Origin of the sequence: Flavobacterium algoris (assembly GCF_048158525.1) — a bacterium.
GTDB classification, from domain to species: domain Bacteria; phylum Bacteroidota; class Bacteroidia; order Flavobacteriales; family Flavobacteriaceae; genus Flavobacterium; species Flavobacterium algoris.
Genome location: NZ_JBLNKT010000006.1, coordinates 40,875 through 60,270 on the forward strand (window position 1 = coordinate 40,875; position 19,396 = coordinate 60,270).

Here is a 19,396-nt window from a genome sequence, read left to right on the forward strand (position 1 = left end):
AACACTGCAAAGTAAAGACATAGCGTTAATACTTGCAAGTATTAACGCTATATTTTTTTACTAGTTATATTATGGCTTTTACTACTGCTTTGGGAGCCTCTTTACGAGTTCCGTCAAATCCGTCAACACCAGAAACTGTTGTATATTTCAATACATATTTCTTACCTGGATTGATGATTTGGTATGCTGCCTGACACATTAAAGTCGCTTCGTGGAATCCACAAAGAATCAATTTTAATTTCCCTGGGTAGGTATTTACGTCACCAATGGCAAAAATTCCCGGAATATTCGTTTGGTAATCCAAGGCATTGTTTACTTTAATAGCATTTTTTTCAATATCCAATCCCCAGTCTCCTATAGGACCTAATTTTGGCGTTAATCCAAAAAGCGGAATAAAATAATCCGTAGGAATGTTTCTATGTGCCCCATTTTCTTCAATATCAATTGATTCTAAATGTTCGGCACCATTCAAACCAACTACTTCCGCTGGTGTGATCATTTTTATTTTTCCAGAATCTTTCAATTCTTGTACTTTCTCCACAGAATCTAAAGCGCCTCTAAATTCATTTCTACGGTGAATCAAAGTCACCTCAGAAGCAATTTTAGACAAAAAAATACTCCAGTCCAAAGCGGAATCACCACCACCGGCAATTACAACTCTTTTGTCTCTGAATTTCTCCGGATTCTTAATGAAATATTTTACTCCTTTATCTTCGTAAAATTCGATGTCTTCGATCAATGGTTTTCTTGGTTCAAAACTTCCTAAACCACCAGCAATAGCAACAACTGGCGCATGGAATTTTTTTCCTTTATTTGAAGTCACGATAAAACTTCCGTCTTCTTGTTTTTCGATAGTTTCAGCACGTTCTCCAAGCGTAAAACCTGGCTCGAATTGTTTGATTTGTTCCATCAAATTATCCACTAAATCACCCGCTAATACTTCTGGAAAACCCGGAATATCATAAATAGGCTTTTTGGGATACAATTCTGAAAGCTGTCCACCCGGTTGTGGCAACGCGTCTAAAATATGACATTTTAATTTCAATAATCCTGCTTCAAAAACTGCAAATAAACCTGTTGGTCCGGCTCCTATTATAAGTATGTCTGTTTTAATCATTTTTTTTTCTTTATGTAATTATTTAATACAAAGTAACGATTGCTTTTTACTGCTTTAAATGATAAATATCATTCGTTCTTTTGCAATGCTTTTATTCTTTATTTTTTAACGACTCGGTGATTTCATTCATTTTTTGGACTTTTTCTTCGAAATTTCCTTTCAGCGTTTTGCGATATTCATTTAGGTTTTCGACCATTTTATTAATATCGTCCGGAATTATTTCTTCGAAAAACTCCCGCAATCTTTTGGCCGTTGTCGGAGATTTCCCGTTTGTTGAAATGGCTATTTTGACATTTCCTTTGGTTACGATTCCGCCCAAATAATAATCACATAATGGCGGTGTATCGGCAATGTTGCAAATCAGGAATCTTTTTCGCGACAAGTCGAACACGCGTTTATTGACTTTCAAATCATCGGTACAGGCAATAACCATGTGCCGTTTCTTCAACATCTTTTTCTTGAACTTGGCTTTCGTCAATTTCACCGAAGGATGCTTTTCTACCAACGCTTCCAGTTCAAGTAAAAATTTTGGTGCTACCACCTCAACATTTGCATTGGGGCTGGATTTTAGCATAAACGATAACTTTTCTAAACCCACATTTCCTCCGCCTACAATAAGTACATTGAGGTTGTGTAATTTTAAAAATATTGGATATAATTCGTTCCTTTCCATTATTATCTTATTTTCCTCTCGCCTCCCGAAACTTCGGGACTCTCCGAAGGAGAGGGAGCCAGAGCTTGAATAATTTATACTTATTTTTTATGCAATGTTACTTAAAATGAATTCTTCGTAAAATCCTTTTAACTTTCTACTTTCTTTTACCACTTCTCCAATGACAATTATCGCTGGTGAACTTAACTTGTTCTTCGCCACAACTTCTTGGATACTGTTAATCGTTCCAACTCCCACTTTTTCTTGTGGAGTAGTTCCGTTTTGAATAATCGCAACTGGAGTTTCTCCTTTGGATTCTTTTTGGAATAAAGAAACAATTTGCGATAGTTTACTCATTCCCATCAAAATCACAACTGTAGCTGATGATTGTGCTGCGAGCGCTACGTCATTTGACAAATTCCTATCGGAAGTTGTGCCTGTTATGACCCAAAAACTTTCGGAAACACCTCTTTTTGTCAAAGAAATTCCTTGATAAGCGGGAACTGCAATCGCTGATGAAATTCCAGGCACCACAAATGTAGGGATTCCAAAACTTTCTGCATATTCTATTTCTTCGCTTCCACGGCCAAAAATAAAGGGATCTCCCCCTTTTAACCGAACCACATTTCCATACGTAAGCGCATTATCTACAATCAACTGATTGATTTGGTCTTGCGAATATTCATGTGCGCCAATTCTTTTACCCACAAATATTTTTATGGCAGTTTTTGGCGCATGCTTCATTATTTCTTCATTGGCCAGCGCATCATACAAAACCACGTTCGCTTCAGCTAGTGCTTTTACTCCTTTCAGAGTAAGCAAATCTGGATCACCTGGACCAGCACCCACTAAAGTTACTTTTGGTTGTATTGTATTATGCATCAGCTAAATCTTTGGCTCTGTATTTTTCTATTTTATCAAAAAAGGCAACTCCTTCTTGAATGTACTTTTGTGCAAATTCTGCAGAAGGCTCATTGGCTTTAATTTGATAAACCAAATCTTTAAAGCTTGAGTCCAATTCTATTTTTTTGCTTTCGACAAAAACAGTATCAAACAAATCGATAATTCCTGCGTGGTGATTTGTTTTTTCGTTTTCAGCCAATAATATTGCTTTCGCTCCGTTTACAAAACCTGCGTAGGCTAAATAAATCGCATCCGACCATTTTTTATCTTCGAAAGCTTCCTGTGCAAAAGTCATTTTATCTTTGGCTTCTAATATTAAAGTAGCCACTAAATCAATTACCACACCTGCACATTCTCCTACTCCAACTGCTTTTACGTAGTTATCAGCATTTCCCCAATCTACAAAATCAGCCTCAGTAAGGTTTGTTATATCTGCTAATGGTTTCAAAAATTCATAGAAATATTTCTCTCCTTTGGCATCGTAATAATTCAAGAATGATTGTCCGTTTCCATTGGCATCAAAATCATTTAGGATAAAACGCAACGCATCTGGTCCTCTTCTACTTGGAATTTTGATTACTTTATCAGAAAATCTTCCGTTTCCGTTTCCTAAATTTCCTCCACCTAATAATACTTGAAGCGCTGGAGCAACTAGTTTTCCTGCATTAATTGACATTCCTTGGAAACCAATTTCGGACATATTGTGCTGTCCACAAGCATTCATACAACCGCTAATTTTTATTGCGATTTGTTGATTGTTGCTGTATTGTGGGTATTCTGTTTTTAATACTCTTTCTAATTCATCCGCAATACCAGTACTACTTGCGATACCTAAATTACACGTATCCGTTCCCGGACAAGCAGTGATATCTCCGATAGTATCATATCCTAAAGCAACAAAATCTAATTTGGCTAATTCTTGGTAAAAGAACGCTAGATTTTCTTCTTTAATATTACGTAAAACGATGTTTTGTCTTAGTGAAAAACGCAATTCATTAGCACCATAATTTTTAATCAAATCAGCTAATAATCTTGCTTTATCTGTATAAAAATCTCCTAAAAGCACTTTGATACCAATCGCAACATAACCCGTTTGTTTTTGCGCAATCACATTTGATTTTTTCCAAGCTTCAAAAGCTTCCACATCCTCAATTGTTACTGATGGTACTGCCAACAAAGGTTCTGTAATTGGTCCTTCAAAAGCGGTAGTATCTATTTCGTAAGTATGAAACGGAAGAGCTTTTTTCTCTTCGTCAACCAAACGCAAAAACTCTTCACGACCCAAGTCCTTGATTAAAAACTTCATACGTGCTTTCAAACGTTTTGCTCTTTCCCCGTAACGGTCAAAAACTCTAATTATACCTTCGGCAGTTGGAATAATTTGGTTCACCGGTACAAATTCTGAAAGCAATTCAGCGTGACTTGGTTGAGAACCTAAACCACCGGCAAACATTATTTTGAACCCTTTTTCGCCATTTACAATTTTTGGAATAAATCCTAAATCGTGTAAATAACTCAAAGCGGTATCTTTATCCGAAGAAGAGAATGATATTTTGAACTTACGTCCCATTTCCTGACAAATTGGGTTACGCAATAAATATTGAAACAAACCGTGTGCATAAGGCGACACGTCAAAAGGTTCGTCAACATCTACACCCGCTAATTCGCTTCCGGTAATATTACGCACCGTGTTTCCACACGCTTCTCTCAAAGTGATATCATCTTTGGCCAACTCAGACCAAAGCTCAGGTGTTCTGTCTAAACTCACATAGTGAATTTGAATATCCTGACGGGTTGTAATGTGTAAACGACCTGTAGAATATTTATCAGACACTTCCGTAATACGCTTCAATTGCTCGCTAGTCACTTTTCCGTATGGTAATTTAATACGGATCATTTGCACGCCTTCTTGACGTTGACCGTAAATACCACGTGCCAAACGAAGACTGCGAAAACGCTCATCATCAATTTGTCCACTTCGGAAGGAATGAATTTTTTTCTCTAAATCGATAATCTCTTTTTGGACAATCGGATCTTCTATTTCGGTTCTAAAACTTTGCATCTTTAGTTATGTTTATCCTCCCCCCAGCCCCCTCCGAAGGAGGGGGAGCCAAAACGGGGAATGTTATATTATATTTTTAATCAATTATTATTATATTCTTACCCTTACTACTGGAAACTTTTATCCAGTATGTCTCCCTCCCCTTCGGGGAGGGCTGGGGTGGGGACTATTTTATAAAACCAACTCCAGCTGTTGTGTTGGTTGCAGCATCTATTAAGATGAACGCTCCGTTAGATTTATTATCCGTGTAAGCATCAAAATAAATGGCTTTGCTCAATTTAATAGTTACTTCTCCAATTTCATTTATCGCTAATTGAGTCGCTGGAGTTGTTCCAGAATAATCCGTAGCGATTACGTTTTTTACACTATCAATTTTTGCCAAAACTCTATTGCTGTTGTGTTGCACATAATATTTTGCACCTGCCACTAATTTTTTAGTGTCCATCCAACAAACAGTTGTTGTGATGTCTTTTTCAATTTTAGGAAGTTCATTCGATTTTACAATCATATCGCCTCTGGTTACATTGATATCATTATCTAATTCGATAGTGATCGAAGAACCAGCCGCAGCTTCATCAAATTGTTTATCAAAAAAGTGAATATTCGTTACGGTAGATTCTGTCAAAGAAGGAAGCACCGTTACAGCATCTCCAACTTTAATAGTGTTCCCGTATAATTTTCCTGCATATCCTCTAAAATCGTGGTATTCCTCCGTTTTTGGTCGAATTACTGTTTGAACAGGAAAACGTGCGATCCCATTTTCATAGATATCATTTGGTTCCAATGATTCCAAATGTTCCAAAACCGTCTGTCCGGTGTACCAAGGCATATTCTCCGATTTATCGGCAACATTACCCCCATTGATTGCACTTAACGGAATGTAACTTACATTTTGTTCTTTGAAAGCACTTTTTGCATTTAATGCCTGAAAGTCTGCTTTGATTTTGTTGTATACTTCTTCTGAATAATCAACTAAATCCATTTTGTTTACCGCAACAATCACATCTTTTACTCTCAATAAATTATTGATAAAAAAGTGACGGTAGGTTTGCTCAATAACTCCTTTACGAGCATCAATCAAAATAATTGAAACTTGTGAAGTCGAAGCTCCGGTAACCATGTTACGTGTATATTCTACGTGACCTGGAGTATCGGCAATAATGTAACTTTTTTTCGCTGTCGAAAAATAAATATGCGCCACATCAATCGTGATCCCCTGTTCCCTCTCAGCAACTAAACCATCAGTAGCCAATGAAAAATCTAAATAATCGTATCCTTTTTGCTTGCTGCTTTTTTCTATTGCTTCAATCTTATCGGTAGTTAACGATTTTGTATCGTACAACAATCTTCCGATTAAAGTACTTTTTCCGTCATCTACACTTCCTGCTGTTGCTATTTTTAAAACTTCCATTCCTTGTTTTTTGTTTGAAGTTTAAAAGTTAAAGGTTTTCAAAACACCTTATATAAACTTCTAAATTTGATTTTTTTATTTTAAATGTTGAATTCTAAATTTTAAATGTCTCGGAACAATTCATAATTTAGAATTCATAACTTATAATTATTTTCTAAAAATACCCTTGTTGTTTTCTTTTTTCCATCGCGGCTTCAGAACGTTTGTCATCAATTCTGGCCCCTCTTTCGGAAATAGTTGAAGATCTAATCTCACCAACCACTTCTTGAATAGTTGCTGCATAAGAATCAACAGCTGCGGTACAACTCATATCTCCAACTGTTCTAAAACGAACAATTCTTTCTTCGATTTCCTCATCTTCTTCTTGATACACAAATGGAGAATGCGACCAAATCATACCGTCTCTCAAGAATACTTTTCGTTTGTGTGAAAAGTAAATCGATGGAATTTCGATTTGCTCTTGTTCGATATAACTCCATACATCAAGTTCGGTCCAGTTTGAAATTGGAAAAACACGTACGTTTTGACCGTTTTCAATTTTTCCGTTCAATAAATCAAACAATTCAGGACGTTGGTTTTTCTCATCCCATTGACCAAAATCATCACGAACAGAGAAAATACGTTCCTTAGCTCTTGCTTTTTCCTCGTCTCTACGAGCACCACCAATACAAGCGTCAAATTTAAATTCTTCGATAGCATCCAGTAATGTAGTCGTTTGCAAACTGTTTCTGCTCGAATATTTCCCAGATTCTTCCACCACTTTTCCTTCGTCAATAGCATCCTGAACATTACGAACGATTAATTCCAATCCTAATTCAGCAACCAATTTGTCTCTAAAAGCAATCGTTTCAGGAAAATTATGTCCTGTATCTACGTGTAACAATGGAAAAGGAATTTTCGCAGGAAAAAAAGCTTTCTGTGCTAAACGTACCAATGTAATGGAATCTTTTCCACCAGAGAAAAGCAAAACCGGCTTGTCAAATTGAGAAATAACTTCTCTAAAAATGTATATCGCTTCGCTTTCTAAAGCGTTTGTTTTTAATATGGTACTCATTTTTTTAATTTAAAGATTTAAATGATTTGAAAAATTCTAACAATCATTTATAATTTATAATTCATAATTTAAAATCACTTCTGGTGTAAACCACATTCTTTATGACTCGATTCCCATGACCATCTTCCAGCCCTGATATCTTCTCCTTCAGCAATGGCTCTCGTACAAGGTGCGCAACCAATGCTTACAAATCCTTTTTTGTGCAATGTGTTTTGCGGTACATTATTATCATCAATATATTTTTGAACTTCGGCCAAAGTCCATTTCAATAAGGGATTGAATTTTATAAGTTTAAAATTAGCATCGTATTCAAAGGCTGCCAAATCATTTCTATTTTCTGATTGTTCCGCACGCAAACCGGTAATCCAGATTTCATTTCCTTTTAATGCTTTAGTCAACGGAGCCACTTTTCGAATAAAACAACATTCTTTTCTATTCTCAACTGATTCGTAGAAACTGTTTGGACCTTTTTTATTCAATAATGCTTCTACTGCGGTGGTTTCCGGGAAATAGGTTTTAATGTCTATTTTATATTTTTTCAATGTCTTATGAAAAACATCATATGTTTCTTGAAATAATCTTCCTGTGTCCAACGTAAAAATGGTAATCGGTAAATTATTTTTTGCAATTAAAGCCGTTATCACTTGATCTTCCTGCCCAAAAGAAGTTGAAAAAACCACTTTGTCTTTGTATTCATTAGCCAAAAAAGCCAAAGTCTCTTCAATCGAGAAATTTGCTGTTTTTTCTAATAAAGTATTTACTATTACTGCGCTCATTTTATCTTTGTTTTCCTCACCAACCCTCTCCGAAAGAAAAGGAGAAAAGTGGAATTGATTTTTATTTAAATCTATTACCCTATCGGTTTAGTAGATTAATTATGCAAAAGTACTACTTAGTTTCTAAATAACAAAACTATATTTGGGTTTTTTACCTTAAAAAACAATAGCATCCTACACATTTAAAGACGTTTAAAAAAAATATTGGATTTAACACCGCAAATCATCTTTGAATTGCACACCAAGTTTACCCTTATAACAAGTCCAACTTTAGTTTTTTAAAATATATTTCATAAAGTCTACCATTTCTATAGGATAATAATAAAATAGTTTTTATTTTTGTAAAAAATATTTTATGGATTTTCAATTAGGTTTAATAGTTGCAGGTTTAATAGTTGGTTGCATCGTTGGGTTGACAGGTGTGGGAGGCGGATCTTTGATGACTCCAATTTTATTATGGTTTGGTATTCCACCAACAACTGCCGTTGGAACCGATTTATTGTATGCGGCTTTTACAAAAATGGGTGGCGTGTTTGTACATCATAAAAAAGGCAATATAAATTGGTCTATCACCGGTTGGCTTACTTTAGGCAGTGTTCCTGCGGCTTTACTAACTTTATGGATATTAAATAGTATTAAAACAGACATTTCAACTATAAATGCCGTAATAAAATACAGTTTGGGTTGGGCGCTACTTTTTACTTCTATAGCCATTTTGTTCAAAAAGAAACTCTTAGTTTTTTCTCAAAAACATGCTGGTGATAAATTCCATAGTCAGAGCACTACACAAAATGTATTAACTGTCGCTATCGGTGTAATGCTGGGAGCAACTGTGACCCTGACTTCGATAGGAGCGGGCGCTTTAGGCACCGTTACTTTATTTTTCTTGTACCCGCTTTTGCCAACTCCGAGATTGGTTGGAACGGAGATTGCTCATGCTGTTCCTTTAACTCTTGTTGCAGGAATAGGGCACGCCTCAATGGGAAATTTAGATTTAGGGCTACTAGGACAGTTATTAATAGGATCACTTCCTGGGATTTTTATAGGAAGTATGTTGAGTGGAAAAGTACCTGATTTGTTCCTTCGAAATGCCATTGCAATAATGTTATTTTTCGTGGGGTATAAATTGGTTTTTTAGGTTTTATGACGAAATATTTTAATTGAAATTGATATAAAAATGGTCCAATAATCCATTTTTAGCCACCTTAATCTTTTATAAAAAAAGACCATTTCATTGAATTAACCCAATGAAATGGTCTTTTTTATGCTATTTTATTTGACAGAATAGACTAAAAAGTAATATCAGCTAATGAATTGTTTTCCAATATCATTAAGGTATTGTCACGCACTTCAGTCATTAGCTTATGAACGGAACAATTTACCTCATCAATACAATCATCACATTTTTCATAAAAGTTATGACTTACACAAGGCAATAGCGCTATAGGCCCTTCAAGAATGCGGTATACATGAGCCATATTAATATCTTTTGGTTCTTTAATCAGGTAATAACCTCCACCTTTTCCTTTTTTTGCTCCCAAAAAACCAGAATAGCGTAAAAGCAATAAAATACTTTCCAAAAACTTAATAGAAATATTTTCACTTTTTGCAATATCCGAAATTGGAACCGGGGTTTGGTTCTCTTGCCGAGCCAAAAATGACAAAGCTTTTATTCCGTATTTTGTTTTTTTTGAAAGCATATTGAAGTGAATTAAGATTGTTGATTAACAATTGTTGATTTCAAATTTTAAAGTAATCCGAAATCTACATGTCTTTTATTGTAACAACAAAAATATACTTTTTGATTTAAGAATGGCGAATGGAGATTAACGATTTTTGACAGGTACTAAATCTACAATCAAAAATTGTTAATCATCATTCTAAAATCCCTATGAAAGTGCTTGCTCTAAATCAGCAATGACATCTTTTACTGTTTCTAAACCTACTGAAACACGGACCAAACCATCCGTTATACTTACTGCCAAACGTTCTTCCACAGACAATTTACTGTGTGTTGTAGAGGCTGGATGCGTTACAATGGTTCTCGTATCACCTAAATTGGGAGACAACGAACATAATTTTATTTTATCCAAGAATGTTCTTCCTGCTTCAAGGCCACCTTTAATTTCGAAAGCAACAATGTTTCCTCCCAATTTCATTTGCTTTTGAGCAATGGCATATTGAGGATGTGATTTCAAGAACGGATATTTCACCTTATTAACTTTCGGATGCTGTTCTAAAAACTCAGCTACTTTCAAGGCATTTTCGCAATGTCTGTCTAAACGAATTGCCAAAGTTTCTAAACTTTTCGACAATACCCAAGCATTAAACGGCGATAAAGAAGGCCCCGTAAGTCGCGAAAATAAATAGATTTTTTGGATCAATTCGGCATCACCAACAGTTATTCCGCCCAGAACTCTACCTTGACCGTCCATTAATTTTGTAGCTGAATGAACGACCAAATGTGCGCCCCACTTTATAGGTTGTTGCAAATAAGGTGTTGCAAAGCAGTTATCAATAATTAACACCAGATTGTGTTTTTTGGCAATGGCACCTAACAATTCAAGATCTATGATATCTACAGCTGGATTTGTAGGCGATTCAGCAAAAAGAATTTTAGTGTTTGGTTTAATAAAACTTTCAATCGTTTCGGGTTTGTTAATATCAAAATACGTAGTTTCAATCCCCCATTTTGGAAAATAATTAACAAACAAAGAGTGCGTTGCGCCAAAAATACTACCTGCCGAAACCACGTGATCACCAGAGTTTAACAAAGCCGCCAAGGTAGAATATACTGCAGCCATTCCAGAAGCGAAAGCAAAACCAGCCGCTGCGCCTTCCATTTGGCAAACTTTATCCACAAACTCGTTGGTATTTGGATTGCTATACCGACTGTAAATATTTCTATCTTTCTCCTCGGCAAATGAGGCACGCATATCTTCGGCATCTTCGAATACAAAACTAGAGGTTAAGTACAAAGGCACTGAATGCTCTAAATATTGAGTGCGTTCTAATTGGGTGCGTATCGCTTGGGTTTCAAAACCAAATTCTTGTTCGTTCATTTTTTTTAATTTTTAACACGAATTGCACAAATTTGCACGAATTCAAATTGTTTTTAATTGTATGCCTAGGGCAAATTTAGATTTTGGCTAATTCTACTCCATTCAAAACTACTTTATAATGTATCGTTGCATTTGGTTCCAATGTTTTAGAAACCGAGCAATATTTATCAAAAGACAATTGAGCCGCTTTTGCAGCTTTATCTTCTTTAATATTCCCTTTAAGTGAAAAAACCACATAAATATCTTTGAACGGTTTTGCCTCGCCTACTTGTACACGCTCACCTTCTACCTCAGCTTTGAAAGAAGTGATTTCTTGACGTTGTTTTTTCAAAATCGAAATCATATCAATTGCGCTGCAACCTGCTACACCCATCAATATTAACTCCATTGGGCTTGGCCCCATATCATTGCCTCCAAAATCAGGTCTGGCATCTACATTTACTATATGTCCACGTTCGTTTTTTAATTCGAAGTGGAAGTTTTCGTTTACTCTGTCTAATGTTATTTTCATATTATTCCCCTCCCCAACCCTCCCCGAAGAGAAAGAAGCCAAGACTGGAGGCAGTCCCTTTTTTACTAATTATATTTGTTCAGACGCGGATAAAACGGTTTTCAAACTCAGATTTTACTTTTATATATCTTAAATCAAAAATCGTAACCCGAGAGCTTGCTCGAACTGGCGAAGCAATCTGAAATCTTAAATCCTTATCCCTTATCCGACAATCTCAAAATATCTCCAAAAACCCCTCTCGCCGTTACTGCAGATCCAGCTCCAGCCCCTTGAATTACAATTGGTCTGTCACCATACGATTCCGTGTAAATTTCGAAGAAAGAATCAGAACCTTTTAATCCACCCAAAGCCGTATCAGAAGGTACCGAAACTAACTTCACTTCTAGATTCCCTTTGTCATTTTGCAAATCACCTGATAATTCACCTATGTATCGCAACACGTGATTTGGTTTTTGCTCCGCTTTTATTTTGGCATAAATTGGATCAAATTCCGTCAGTTTATTTAAAAAATTAGAAGCATCGCCTTCGCGTAAATGTTCTGGAATTAAATTCTGGATTTCAATTTCTTCAAACTCATTTTGCAAGTCTAATTCTCTTGCTAAAATCAATAATTTTCTACCTACGTCATTTCCACACAAATCTTCTCTTGGATCTGGTTCCGTATATCCATTATCGATAGCTTCTTTTAAAACTTCACTAAACGGAACGTCCTTCGCAGAGAAATTATTAAACAAATAACTCAAAGTACCGGAGAAAACTCCTTTAATCTTTGTGATATTTTCTCCTGAAAGATGCAATAATTTTATTGTGTCTATTAATGGCAATCCAGCTCCAACATTGGTTTCATACAAATAACTCTTTTGATTATCCGTCAACACTTTTCGCAGTTTTTTATAAAAGCTATAACTTAAAGTATTTGCTACTTTATTGGACGAAATCAAATCGAAACCACTTTCTACCAAAGAAATATAATTTTCTACAAAAGCAGGACTTGCTGTATTATCAATAGCAATTAAATTTTCTAAATGATGTTCATTTGCGTATGCAATTATATCATCAATTGTGTAGGAGAAACCATTATTTTGAATTTCATTTCTCCAATTTGGAGTAACGCCATTTTTATTTAAAAGAACATTTTTAGAATTTGCAATTGCAAAAACATTCAGTTTTATATCTTTTCTTTTCTCAATCGTCGCTGCTGATTCCAGGATTTGATTAATCAAAGTTCCGCCTACTAATCCATGTCCAAAAATGGCAATATTAATTTTCTTAGAAACTCCAAAAATCTCCCCGTGAATCACATTCAACGCTTTGTGAAGTTGCGATTTTTTAACTACCAAACTCACGTTTTTACCCGTAACCGTGTTATTGAAAAGTATAGGGACAATTTTATTTTTTATCAATGCCGTATATGGCTTATGAAACGTACTTAAATCCTGCCCAATGATAGAAATCACCGAAACATTATCAGTAACCGTAATTTTATTCACATCCTTCGAGTAGAAATCATTTTCAAATTCTTTCTCCAGTTCAATCATTGCTTTTGTAGCTTTATCGGCATCAACTACCAACCCAATTCCTCTTTCAGAAGAACCTTGAGAAATAATACTTACACTGATATCATTATCGCCCATCACTCTAAAAATACGGGCATCAACTCCTGTTTTACCAAGTAATCCTCTTCCTTCCAGATTTACCAACGACACATTTTCAAGAACTGAAAGCGTTTTAATTCCTTCTTTGTTAGAATTAGAAGTAATTAATGTCCCCTTATTTTCGTGATTGAAAGTATTTAAAATCCGAAGCGGAATGTTTTTTTCCAATAAAGGAATGATCGTTTTGGCATGAAGAATCGTTGCTCCAAAATTAGCCAATTCATTCGCTTCGTTAAAAGTCAAATGGTCTATTTTTTTGGCATCAGGAACTAAATCCGGGTTAGCGGTATAAATTCCGTCAACATGCGTGTAATTCTGTAGTTCTTCGGCATCAATATAATTCGCAATTAATGAAGCGGTATAATTACTGCCGTTTCTTCCTAAAGTCGTGGTGTCGTTCTTGCTATTTGAACCAATAAATCCAGTAACAATATTCACGGTTGTTCCGTTATTTTGCTTGAAATAATTGATTACGTTTTTCTTCGAAAGTTGTTCCAAAGGTTGTGCGTCTCCAAATTTCGAATCCGTTTTAATCAATTCTCGTGAATCAGCAAAACGTGCGTTAACTCCATTTTTGATTAAAATAGCCGTCAGTAATTTTGCAGAAAGCAACTCTCCTTTAGAAAGTACTTGATCTTTAATTTTATTACTGTAATCACCAATTAAACTTACACCTTCAAAAAGTTTTTCAAGAACATTGAATTCTTCTGACAAATCAACTTCATCATAGTCGTCTTGTTGGTATTTTTTAAAGTCTTCAAATAATTCTTTATAATTACCATTTTTAGAAGCAACTCCTAAAATTTCTTCCAGTTCATCTGTAGCATTTCCTCTTGCCGAAACTACTATAGCAATTTTTTCTCCTTGATTTACTTTATCAGTAATAATAGCGACTACTTTGTTGATTCCCTCGCCATTCGATAAAGATTTACCTCCAAATTTTAATATTTTCATTGTGCATGTTTTTATGGTGTCGCCCCTAAAAAATGGAGGCCAGCAAATTGTCTAATTGTTTGTATTCTATCAAAAAAGCATCATGTCCGTGAATGGAAACAATTTCTTGATAGGTAATATTATTTTTATATTTTTTTAATTCCTGATAAGTTGCTCTGTTTTCACTTACCGTAAAAAACAAGTCTGAATCGATTCCGATAATGTGAATATCGGCTTCAATTTTCGATACAATTGCTTCAAATGACCCACTGTTTCGGGTGATATCTATTGTTTTGAGCAATTGATTCATCATTTTATAAGACGAAATTTGGAAACGCTTTTGAAGTTTTTCACCGTGATGACACAACCAACTTTCTACGTTAAAAACCGCTAATTCGGCATTGGTAGTTCGCTGAAATTTTGCAGCAAAAGATTCTGGCGTTCTATAACAAAGCATCGCATGAATCCTTGCATCTTCAATAGGTTTCGAAGAATTATTAAGAATTTGCTCCTGCAAAAAGCAATTGGCAATCAACCAATCTGTCGATTTCCAATCGGTTGCGATAGGAATTAAATGTTGTGTGATTTTTGGTTCCAAAGCCGCTATTTCCCAAGCAATTCCACCTCCTATTGAACCGCCAATAATCGCGTACAGTTGTTTGATTTTCAGTAAATTAACCCCTTTTATGAAAATTCTAGCAATATCTCTGGCGTTAAAATCCAAGTAGTTTTCAATGATGGCGTCATCAAAACCATTTCCGGGAACATTAAAAGCCAGTATCGTGTATTTATTTGTATCTATGGTTTTGTTTTCACCAATTAAATCATTCCACCAACCGCCATCTCCCATAACCTGGGAATTTCCAGTCAATGCATGATTTACCAAAACTATTGGAGCGGTATGTAAAGCTGGACCAAAAACTTGAAAACTTAAGTTTAAGGTAGCATAAAAAGCCCCACTTTCGGTGGTGAAATTTTGTAATGTAATAGATGTTGGTTTATTTTCCAATTTCAAATCTTTTATGATTTTTGATTTGTGTCTGGAAATATTAGAAAGAAAGCTAGAAGTAAACTAGAAGAATTCTTTGTGTTATCTTTCCTTTAGCTTCTGAAAAAAATCAGAACAAAGGTAGAATGCAGCACCTTCTTCGATTTACCGAAGGGTTGCTAAGGCTTCATCGGGTCTAATCCCTCTGCCTTTCTTTATAACATTTCAATACGTTTTTGAACTTAAAGGCACAAATTAACTACTATTTTTTTTAACAACCAAATTTTATGTGAATTGATTCTAATTCTTTCATTGAAAAACAATCTAGAAAAAGCAACTCACAATTGTCTTTTCGACGAAGGAAGAATCCCATTAAGTGGATTTTACCCTTCGCCGAAACAACAACTTTTAGTACGAATATCAGGCAAATCAAAACTGCGATTCAAATTCGATTTTTTAAATAAAAAGTGCTTCATTTTCTTTTGAATACATTAAAAAAAGCAAAGAATTGGACACTTTTTTTTGCGTTAGAGAATCATTTTTTGATATTTCAAATCTCGGATGAATCAATTCGTTTCTTGAATCGGTACCGTTTTCTGTTTTGTTGCTGAAATTAATTTTCTTTAGCAACCGAAAGGTTCTTGGGAAATATTTTGCTGTGCTCATAATTGAAAGATATTAGATGATATTTTTTTATTTTAATTAATTATAGACTCTGAAACAATTCAGACTAAATGAAAAAACCCTTTTAGATTCATATCCAAAAGGGTTTTAAGTTGTGTTATAAACTTATACTTTTGGAATCAACAGACGTGAATACACATAATGGCATTAGCACAAAATCTGTTTTTGACCTTGAAATTATTTATTTTCTGTTGCTTTGATGTATTCATTCTATTCTTGTTTTTTTATGTTTAAAAAATTACGACCGATGCATTTCAAAAAAAAAAGCCTCCCGTTGTGCGGGAGGCTTTTGCTATATAAATTTTTAATTTAAATTTAAGCAATAAGCGACCCGCAGGATACTTCCTGAATGGCTTTTGACATATTGCACACATTAAATTTCATCGTTGTCTTTTTTTCTTGTAACAAATATGCTAATTGTTTTTGAATTATCCAAATAAATTTTAAAAAAAAATTAATCAAATTGGAATTGGTATTATTTAGAAAACGCAATGCAACATTCTTCTTTAAAAGTATTGCTGAATTTCCATAAGCTGCTGTAATGACTCCGTTTATTAAGCGTTGACGTAATTTGGCTGTTTGTGATTGCTTAAAATGGGGTTTAAAATATCGGACAATTGATTGAATTCTATTAAAAAAGCATCGTGCCCATGAATCGATTGGATTTGGTGGTAAAAAACATTTTGTTTTATATTTTTCAATCCAAAGTAGGTTTTGCGGCTTTCATCGACAATAAACAAGTAATCCGAATCAATTGCAACCAAATGAATATTCGCTTGAATGGTATTGGCTACAGCCAAAAAATCTTTCCTATTGCGGGTAATATCATTCGTTTTCAGCAAATGATTCATCAATTTATAAGCTGCTAATCGATACCGGTCTTTTAATTTTAACCCATGATCGAGCAGCCAATTTTCGATTTGGAGAATAGAGGAGCTGTCAAGTTTATTTCTTTGAAACCTTTGATTTACATATTCTGGGGTTCTATACAATAATGTAGCATGCAATCGAGCGTCAACAATGGGATCATCAGAGTGATTCAGTATTTGATCTTGAATCAAAACATTAGCAATTACCCAGTCCGTAGCTTTCCAATCTGTAGCAATAGGAATTAGATTTTCAATTTTATCAGGTTGTAAAACTGCCATTTCCCATGCAATTGCCCCTCCCAGACTTCCACCGATAACGGCAAAAAGTTTTTCTATTTTCAAAAAAGACAATCCTTCCCAAAAAATCCTAGCCATGTCCCGCACGGTGAAATCCCGGTAATTATCGATAAGATTCTCTAGGACATCATCATATCCATTTCCAGGAATATTGAAAGTGATAACTGTAAAATAATTAGTATCAATGGCTTTGTTTTTCCCTATTATGCCATTCCACCAACCTTTTTCACCACTAACATTTGAATTTCCGGTTAAAGAATGATTCACTACAATAATTGGATAACTGCCAATAGGCTGACCAAAAACTTGATACGATAAAGAAATGTATGGCTTCTGCTTCCCTATTTCTAAATCGAAATTAAAGAGATCTATTTTTTCTATATTTTTCATTTTAAATAATTTTTAAGATTGAATGGATTAAAATTTGATTTTGACGGTGACAAATTCATGCTACACATTTCTTTTTTAAGAAAAACTTCCTTTGGCCTGACCAAGAACCGAAGACAGTTTAACCACCAAAAAACAAATTTTTATACCAATTGAGATTTTTTTATAGTTTCGAAAACGGCTTTCAAATCCCCTTTCAAATCTTCTATGTCTTCTAAACCAACAGAAAGTCGGATTAAATCTTTAGAAACTCCTGTTGCAATTTGTTCCTCGTCAGATAATTGTTGGTGCGTGGTACTGGCAGGATGGATAATCAGTGATTTTGTATCGCCAATATTCGCCAGAAGAGAGAATATTTTAGTTCCATCGGCTACTTTTTTGGCAGCTTCAAATCCTCCTTTTAATCCAAAAGTGACTACTCCGCTTTGCCCTTTCGGCAAATATTCCTGACCTAGAAGATAATATTTACTCGATTTTAATCCTGGATAATTCACCCAAGCCACTTCTTGCTGACTTTCTAACCATTGGGCTAAAGCCAAAGCATTGTCACTGTGTCTTTGAACCCGAATAGGCAACGTTTCTAATCCCTGAATAATCTGGAAGGCATTGAACGGACTCAAAGCAGCGCCATAATCCCGTAACCCTTCGATACGAACTTTAGCAATGAAAGCGGCATTTCCAAGGGCTTCGTGATACACTAATCCGTGATACCCCGCAGAAGGCTCAGTGAATTCCGGGAATTTACCATTGGTCCAATCAAAATTTCCGGCATCAATGATAACACCTCCCAGCGAAGTTCCGTTACCTGTTATGTATTTCGTCAAAGAGTGAATGACAATATCGGCTCCGTATTGAATTGGGTTCAGTAAATACGGAGACGCAACCGTATTATCCACAATAAAAGGTACTTTAAATGCTTTGGCTTCAGCCGAAATAGCTTTCAAATCCAACACGTCTAATTTGGGGTTTCCTAAAGATTCCACAAAGAATGCTCTGGTATTTTCCTTCACAGCATTTTTAAAATTACCCGGATCAGATGGATCTACAAATGTGGCAGTGATACCTAATCTTGGCAACGTAACTTTTAATAAATTATACGTTCCGCCATACAAGCTGTTTGAAGCCACGATATGATCTCCGGCTTTTAGCAATACTAATAATGTTGTCGCAATTGCGGCAGTTCCTGATGCGGTAATTACTGCTCCAATCCCGCCTTCTAAAGTCGCCAACCGTTGTTCCAGAATGTCATTCGTAGGATTATTTAATCTGGTATAAATAAATCCGGGTTCTGCAAGACCAAAAAGATTGGCGGCATGTTCCGAGTTATTGAAAACATAAGAACTGGTTTGATAAATAGGAACGGCTCTGGTTCCTGCGTTTTTTGTTACGTCGTGTCCTGCGTGTAATGCATTTGTTGCAAATTTTTTTGTGCTCATGATGTTTAGATTTTAATATTAATTTATTTTGTTATTAATTTTTAGATTGTGATACTTATTGTATTTTCAGATTATTGAGTAAAAAAAAAGTCCTTTTGGATGGCTTACCAAAAGGACTTATAGTTGGAACTATAACAAAGATTATATCTTTCACTTTTGGCAATAGCAAATTGGGATGCATATACGCATCATACAACACACCATCATTTTATTTACTACTGTTTTAATCATTGGATTTTATTTATCAGTTTGACAAAATTGAATTTATCTTTCTTTTATTTCTTCAAATTTTCAAATCATGGATTCAACATAAAATAAAAAAACCTCTGCGGTTAGCAGAGGTCTTACTTATATATTTTTAAAATTTAAAACTATACAATAGTACGCTCTGCGGAAGATTCCGGCATCATGCAACACATATTGATAGTAACTAATTTCATTTTTTCCTTATTTGATGAAGCAAAATTGCAAACTTTTTTTGAATCTACCAAACAAAAATCAATTTATTTTATAAACTCTATAGAAATAGTAGAATATGTTAAATTTCTTCATTTAAATTAAAAAAAACAAAAGATTAATTTGCAATTCAAAATGGTTTC

The 19,396-nt window shown here is 34.9% G+C and carries 16 protein-coding genes and 1 riboswitch; of the genes, 1 reads left to right on the forward strand and 15 read right to left on the reverse strand.

Annotated elements, in window-relative coordinates; translation table 11 throughout:
* Nucleotides 1–64: 64 nt before the first annotated feature.
* The 7 genes from ACM55I_RS04720 to ACM55I_RS04750 all read right to left on the reverse strand — a co-directional run bounded on the left by ACM55I_RS04720 (nucleotide 65) and on the right by ACM55I_RS04750 (nucleotide 7,975).
* A complete protein-coding gene (locus tag ACM55I_RS04720; protein ID WP_416845622.1) occupies nucleotides 65–1,117 on the reverse strand; it encodes an NAD(P)/FAD-dependent oxidoreductase in 1,053 nt (350 codons plus the stop codon).
* 91 nt (nucleotides 1,118–1,208) lie between these two features.
* Entirely contained in the window at nucleotides 1,209–1,790 is a 582-nt protein-coding gene (locus tag ACM55I_RS04725; protein ID WP_416845623.1) for a precorrin-2 dehydrogenase/sirohydrochlorin ferrochelatase family protein, read from the reverse strand.
* A gap of 87 nt (nucleotides 1,791–1,877) precedes the next feature.
* A complete protein-coding gene (gene cobA, locus ACM55I_RS04730; RefSeq protein ID WP_416845624.1) occupies nucleotides 1,878–2,651 on the reverse strand; it encodes a uroporphyrinogen-III C-methyltransferase in 774 nt (257 codons plus the stop codon).
* A complete protein-coding gene (locus ACM55I_RS04735; RefSeq protein ID WP_416845625.1) occupies nucleotides 2,644–4,734 on the reverse strand; it encodes a nitrite reductase in 2,091 nt (696 codons plus the stop codon). The genes cobA and ACM55I_RS04735 overlap by 8 nt, the downstream gene beginning before the upstream one ends.
* A 166-nt stretch (nucleotides 4,735–4,900) precedes the next feature.
* Nucleotides 4,901–6,145 (reverse strand): sulfate adenylyltransferase subunit 1, encoded by a 1,245-nt coding sequence (locus tag ACM55I_RS04740; RefSeq protein WP_416845626.1) that lies wholly within the window; start codon nucleotides 6,143–6,145, stop codon nucleotides 4,901–4,903.
* 154 nt (nucleotides 6,146–6,299) lie between these two features.
* Nucleotides 6,300–7,199 carry a sulfate adenylyltransferase subunit CysD gene (gene cysD / locus ACM55I_RS04745; protein ID WP_114755087.1) on the reverse strand — a complete coding sequence of 300 codons (900 nt, stop codon included), beginning with the start codon at nucleotides 7,197–7,199 and terminating at the stop codon, nucleotides 6,300–6,302.
* Between the two features lie 74 nt (nucleotides 7,200–7,273).
* Nucleotides 7,274–7,975: a phosphoadenylyl-sulfate reductase gene (locus ACM55I_RS04750; RefSeq protein WP_416845627.1), complete on the reverse strand. Its 702-nt coding sequence runs from the start codon at nucleotides 7,973–7,975 to the stop codon at nucleotides 7,274–7,276.
* Between the two features lie 355 nt (nucleotides 7,976–8,330).
* On the opposite strand from ACM55I_RS04750, the gene ACM55I_RS04755 reads away from it, so the two are divergent.
* A complete protein-coding gene (locus ACM55I_RS04755) occupies nucleotides 8,331–9,113 on the forward strand; it encodes a sulfite exporter TauE/SafE family protein (RefSeq protein ID WP_416845628.1) in 783 nt (260 codons plus the stop codon).
* A 151-nt stretch (nucleotides 9,114–9,264) separates the two neighbouring features.
* On the opposite strand, the gene ACM55I_RS04760 is transcribed toward ACM55I_RS04755, so the two are convergent.
* The 8 genes from ACM55I_RS04760 to ACM55I_RS04795 form a co-directional block, all read right to left on the reverse strand.
* Nucleotides 9,265–9,675, reverse strand: coding sequence for an RrF2 family transcriptional regulator (locus ACM55I_RS04760; RefSeq protein ID WP_416845629.1), 411 nt, complete (start codon nucleotides 9,673–9,675; stop codon nucleotides 9,265–9,267).
* A 189-nt stretch (nucleotides 9,676–9,864) separates the two neighbouring features.
* Nucleotides 9,865–11,037 carry a trans-sulfuration enzyme family protein gene (locus ACM55I_RS04765; protein ID WP_416845630.1) on the reverse strand — a complete coding sequence of 391 codons (1,173 nt, stop codon included), beginning with the start codon at nucleotides 11,035–11,037 and terminating at the stop codon, nucleotides 9,865–9,867.
* A gap of 76 nt (nucleotides 11,038–11,113) precedes the next feature.
* Complete coding sequence (locus tag ACM55I_RS04770) at nucleotides 11,114–11,548, reverse strand: OsmC family protein (protein WP_416845631.1); 435 nt, start codon at nucleotides 11,546–11,548, stop codon at nucleotides 11,114–11,116.
* Nucleotides 11,549–11,742: 194 nt separating this feature from the next.
* Nucleotides 11,743–14,157, reverse strand: coding sequence for a bifunctional aspartate kinase/homoserine dehydrogenase I (thrA, locus tag ACM55I_RS04775; protein ID WP_416845632.1), 2,415 nt, complete (start codon nucleotides 14,155–14,157; stop codon nucleotides 11,743–11,745).
* A gap of 25 nt (nucleotides 14,158–14,182) precedes the next feature.
* Nucleotides 14,183–15,145: an alpha/beta fold hydrolase gene (locus ACM55I_RS04780; RefSeq protein WP_416845633.1), complete on the reverse strand. Its 963-nt coding sequence runs from the start codon at nucleotides 15,143–15,145 to the stop codon at nucleotides 14,183–14,185.
* 78 nt (nucleotides 15,146–15,223) lie between these two features.
* Nucleotides 15,224–15,348: riboswitch (SAM riboswitch) on the reverse strand.
* A 232-nt stretch (nucleotides 15,349–15,580) separates the two neighbouring features.
* Complete coding sequence (locus tag ACM55I_RS04785; protein WP_416845634.1) at nucleotides 15,581–15,790, reverse strand: hypothetical protein; 210 nt, start codon at nucleotides 15,788–15,790, stop codon at nucleotides 15,581–15,583.
* 572 nt (nucleotides 15,791–16,362) lie between these two features.
* The gene (locus tag ACM55I_RS04790; RefSeq protein WP_416845635.1) at nucleotides 16,363–17,364 is read right to left on the reverse strand and encodes an alpha/beta fold hydrolase; all 1,002 of its coding nucleotides are present in this window, start codon (nucleotides 17,362–17,364) and stop codon (nucleotides 16,363–16,365) included.
* 140 nt (nucleotides 17,365–17,504) lie between these two features.
* A complete protein-coding gene (locus tag ACM55I_RS04795; protein WP_416845636.1) occupies nucleotides 17,505–18,797 on the reverse strand; it encodes an O-acetylhomoserine aminocarboxypropyltransferase/cysteine synthase family protein in 1,293 nt (430 codons plus the stop codon).
* Nucleotides 18,798–19,396: the final 599 nt, after the last annotated feature.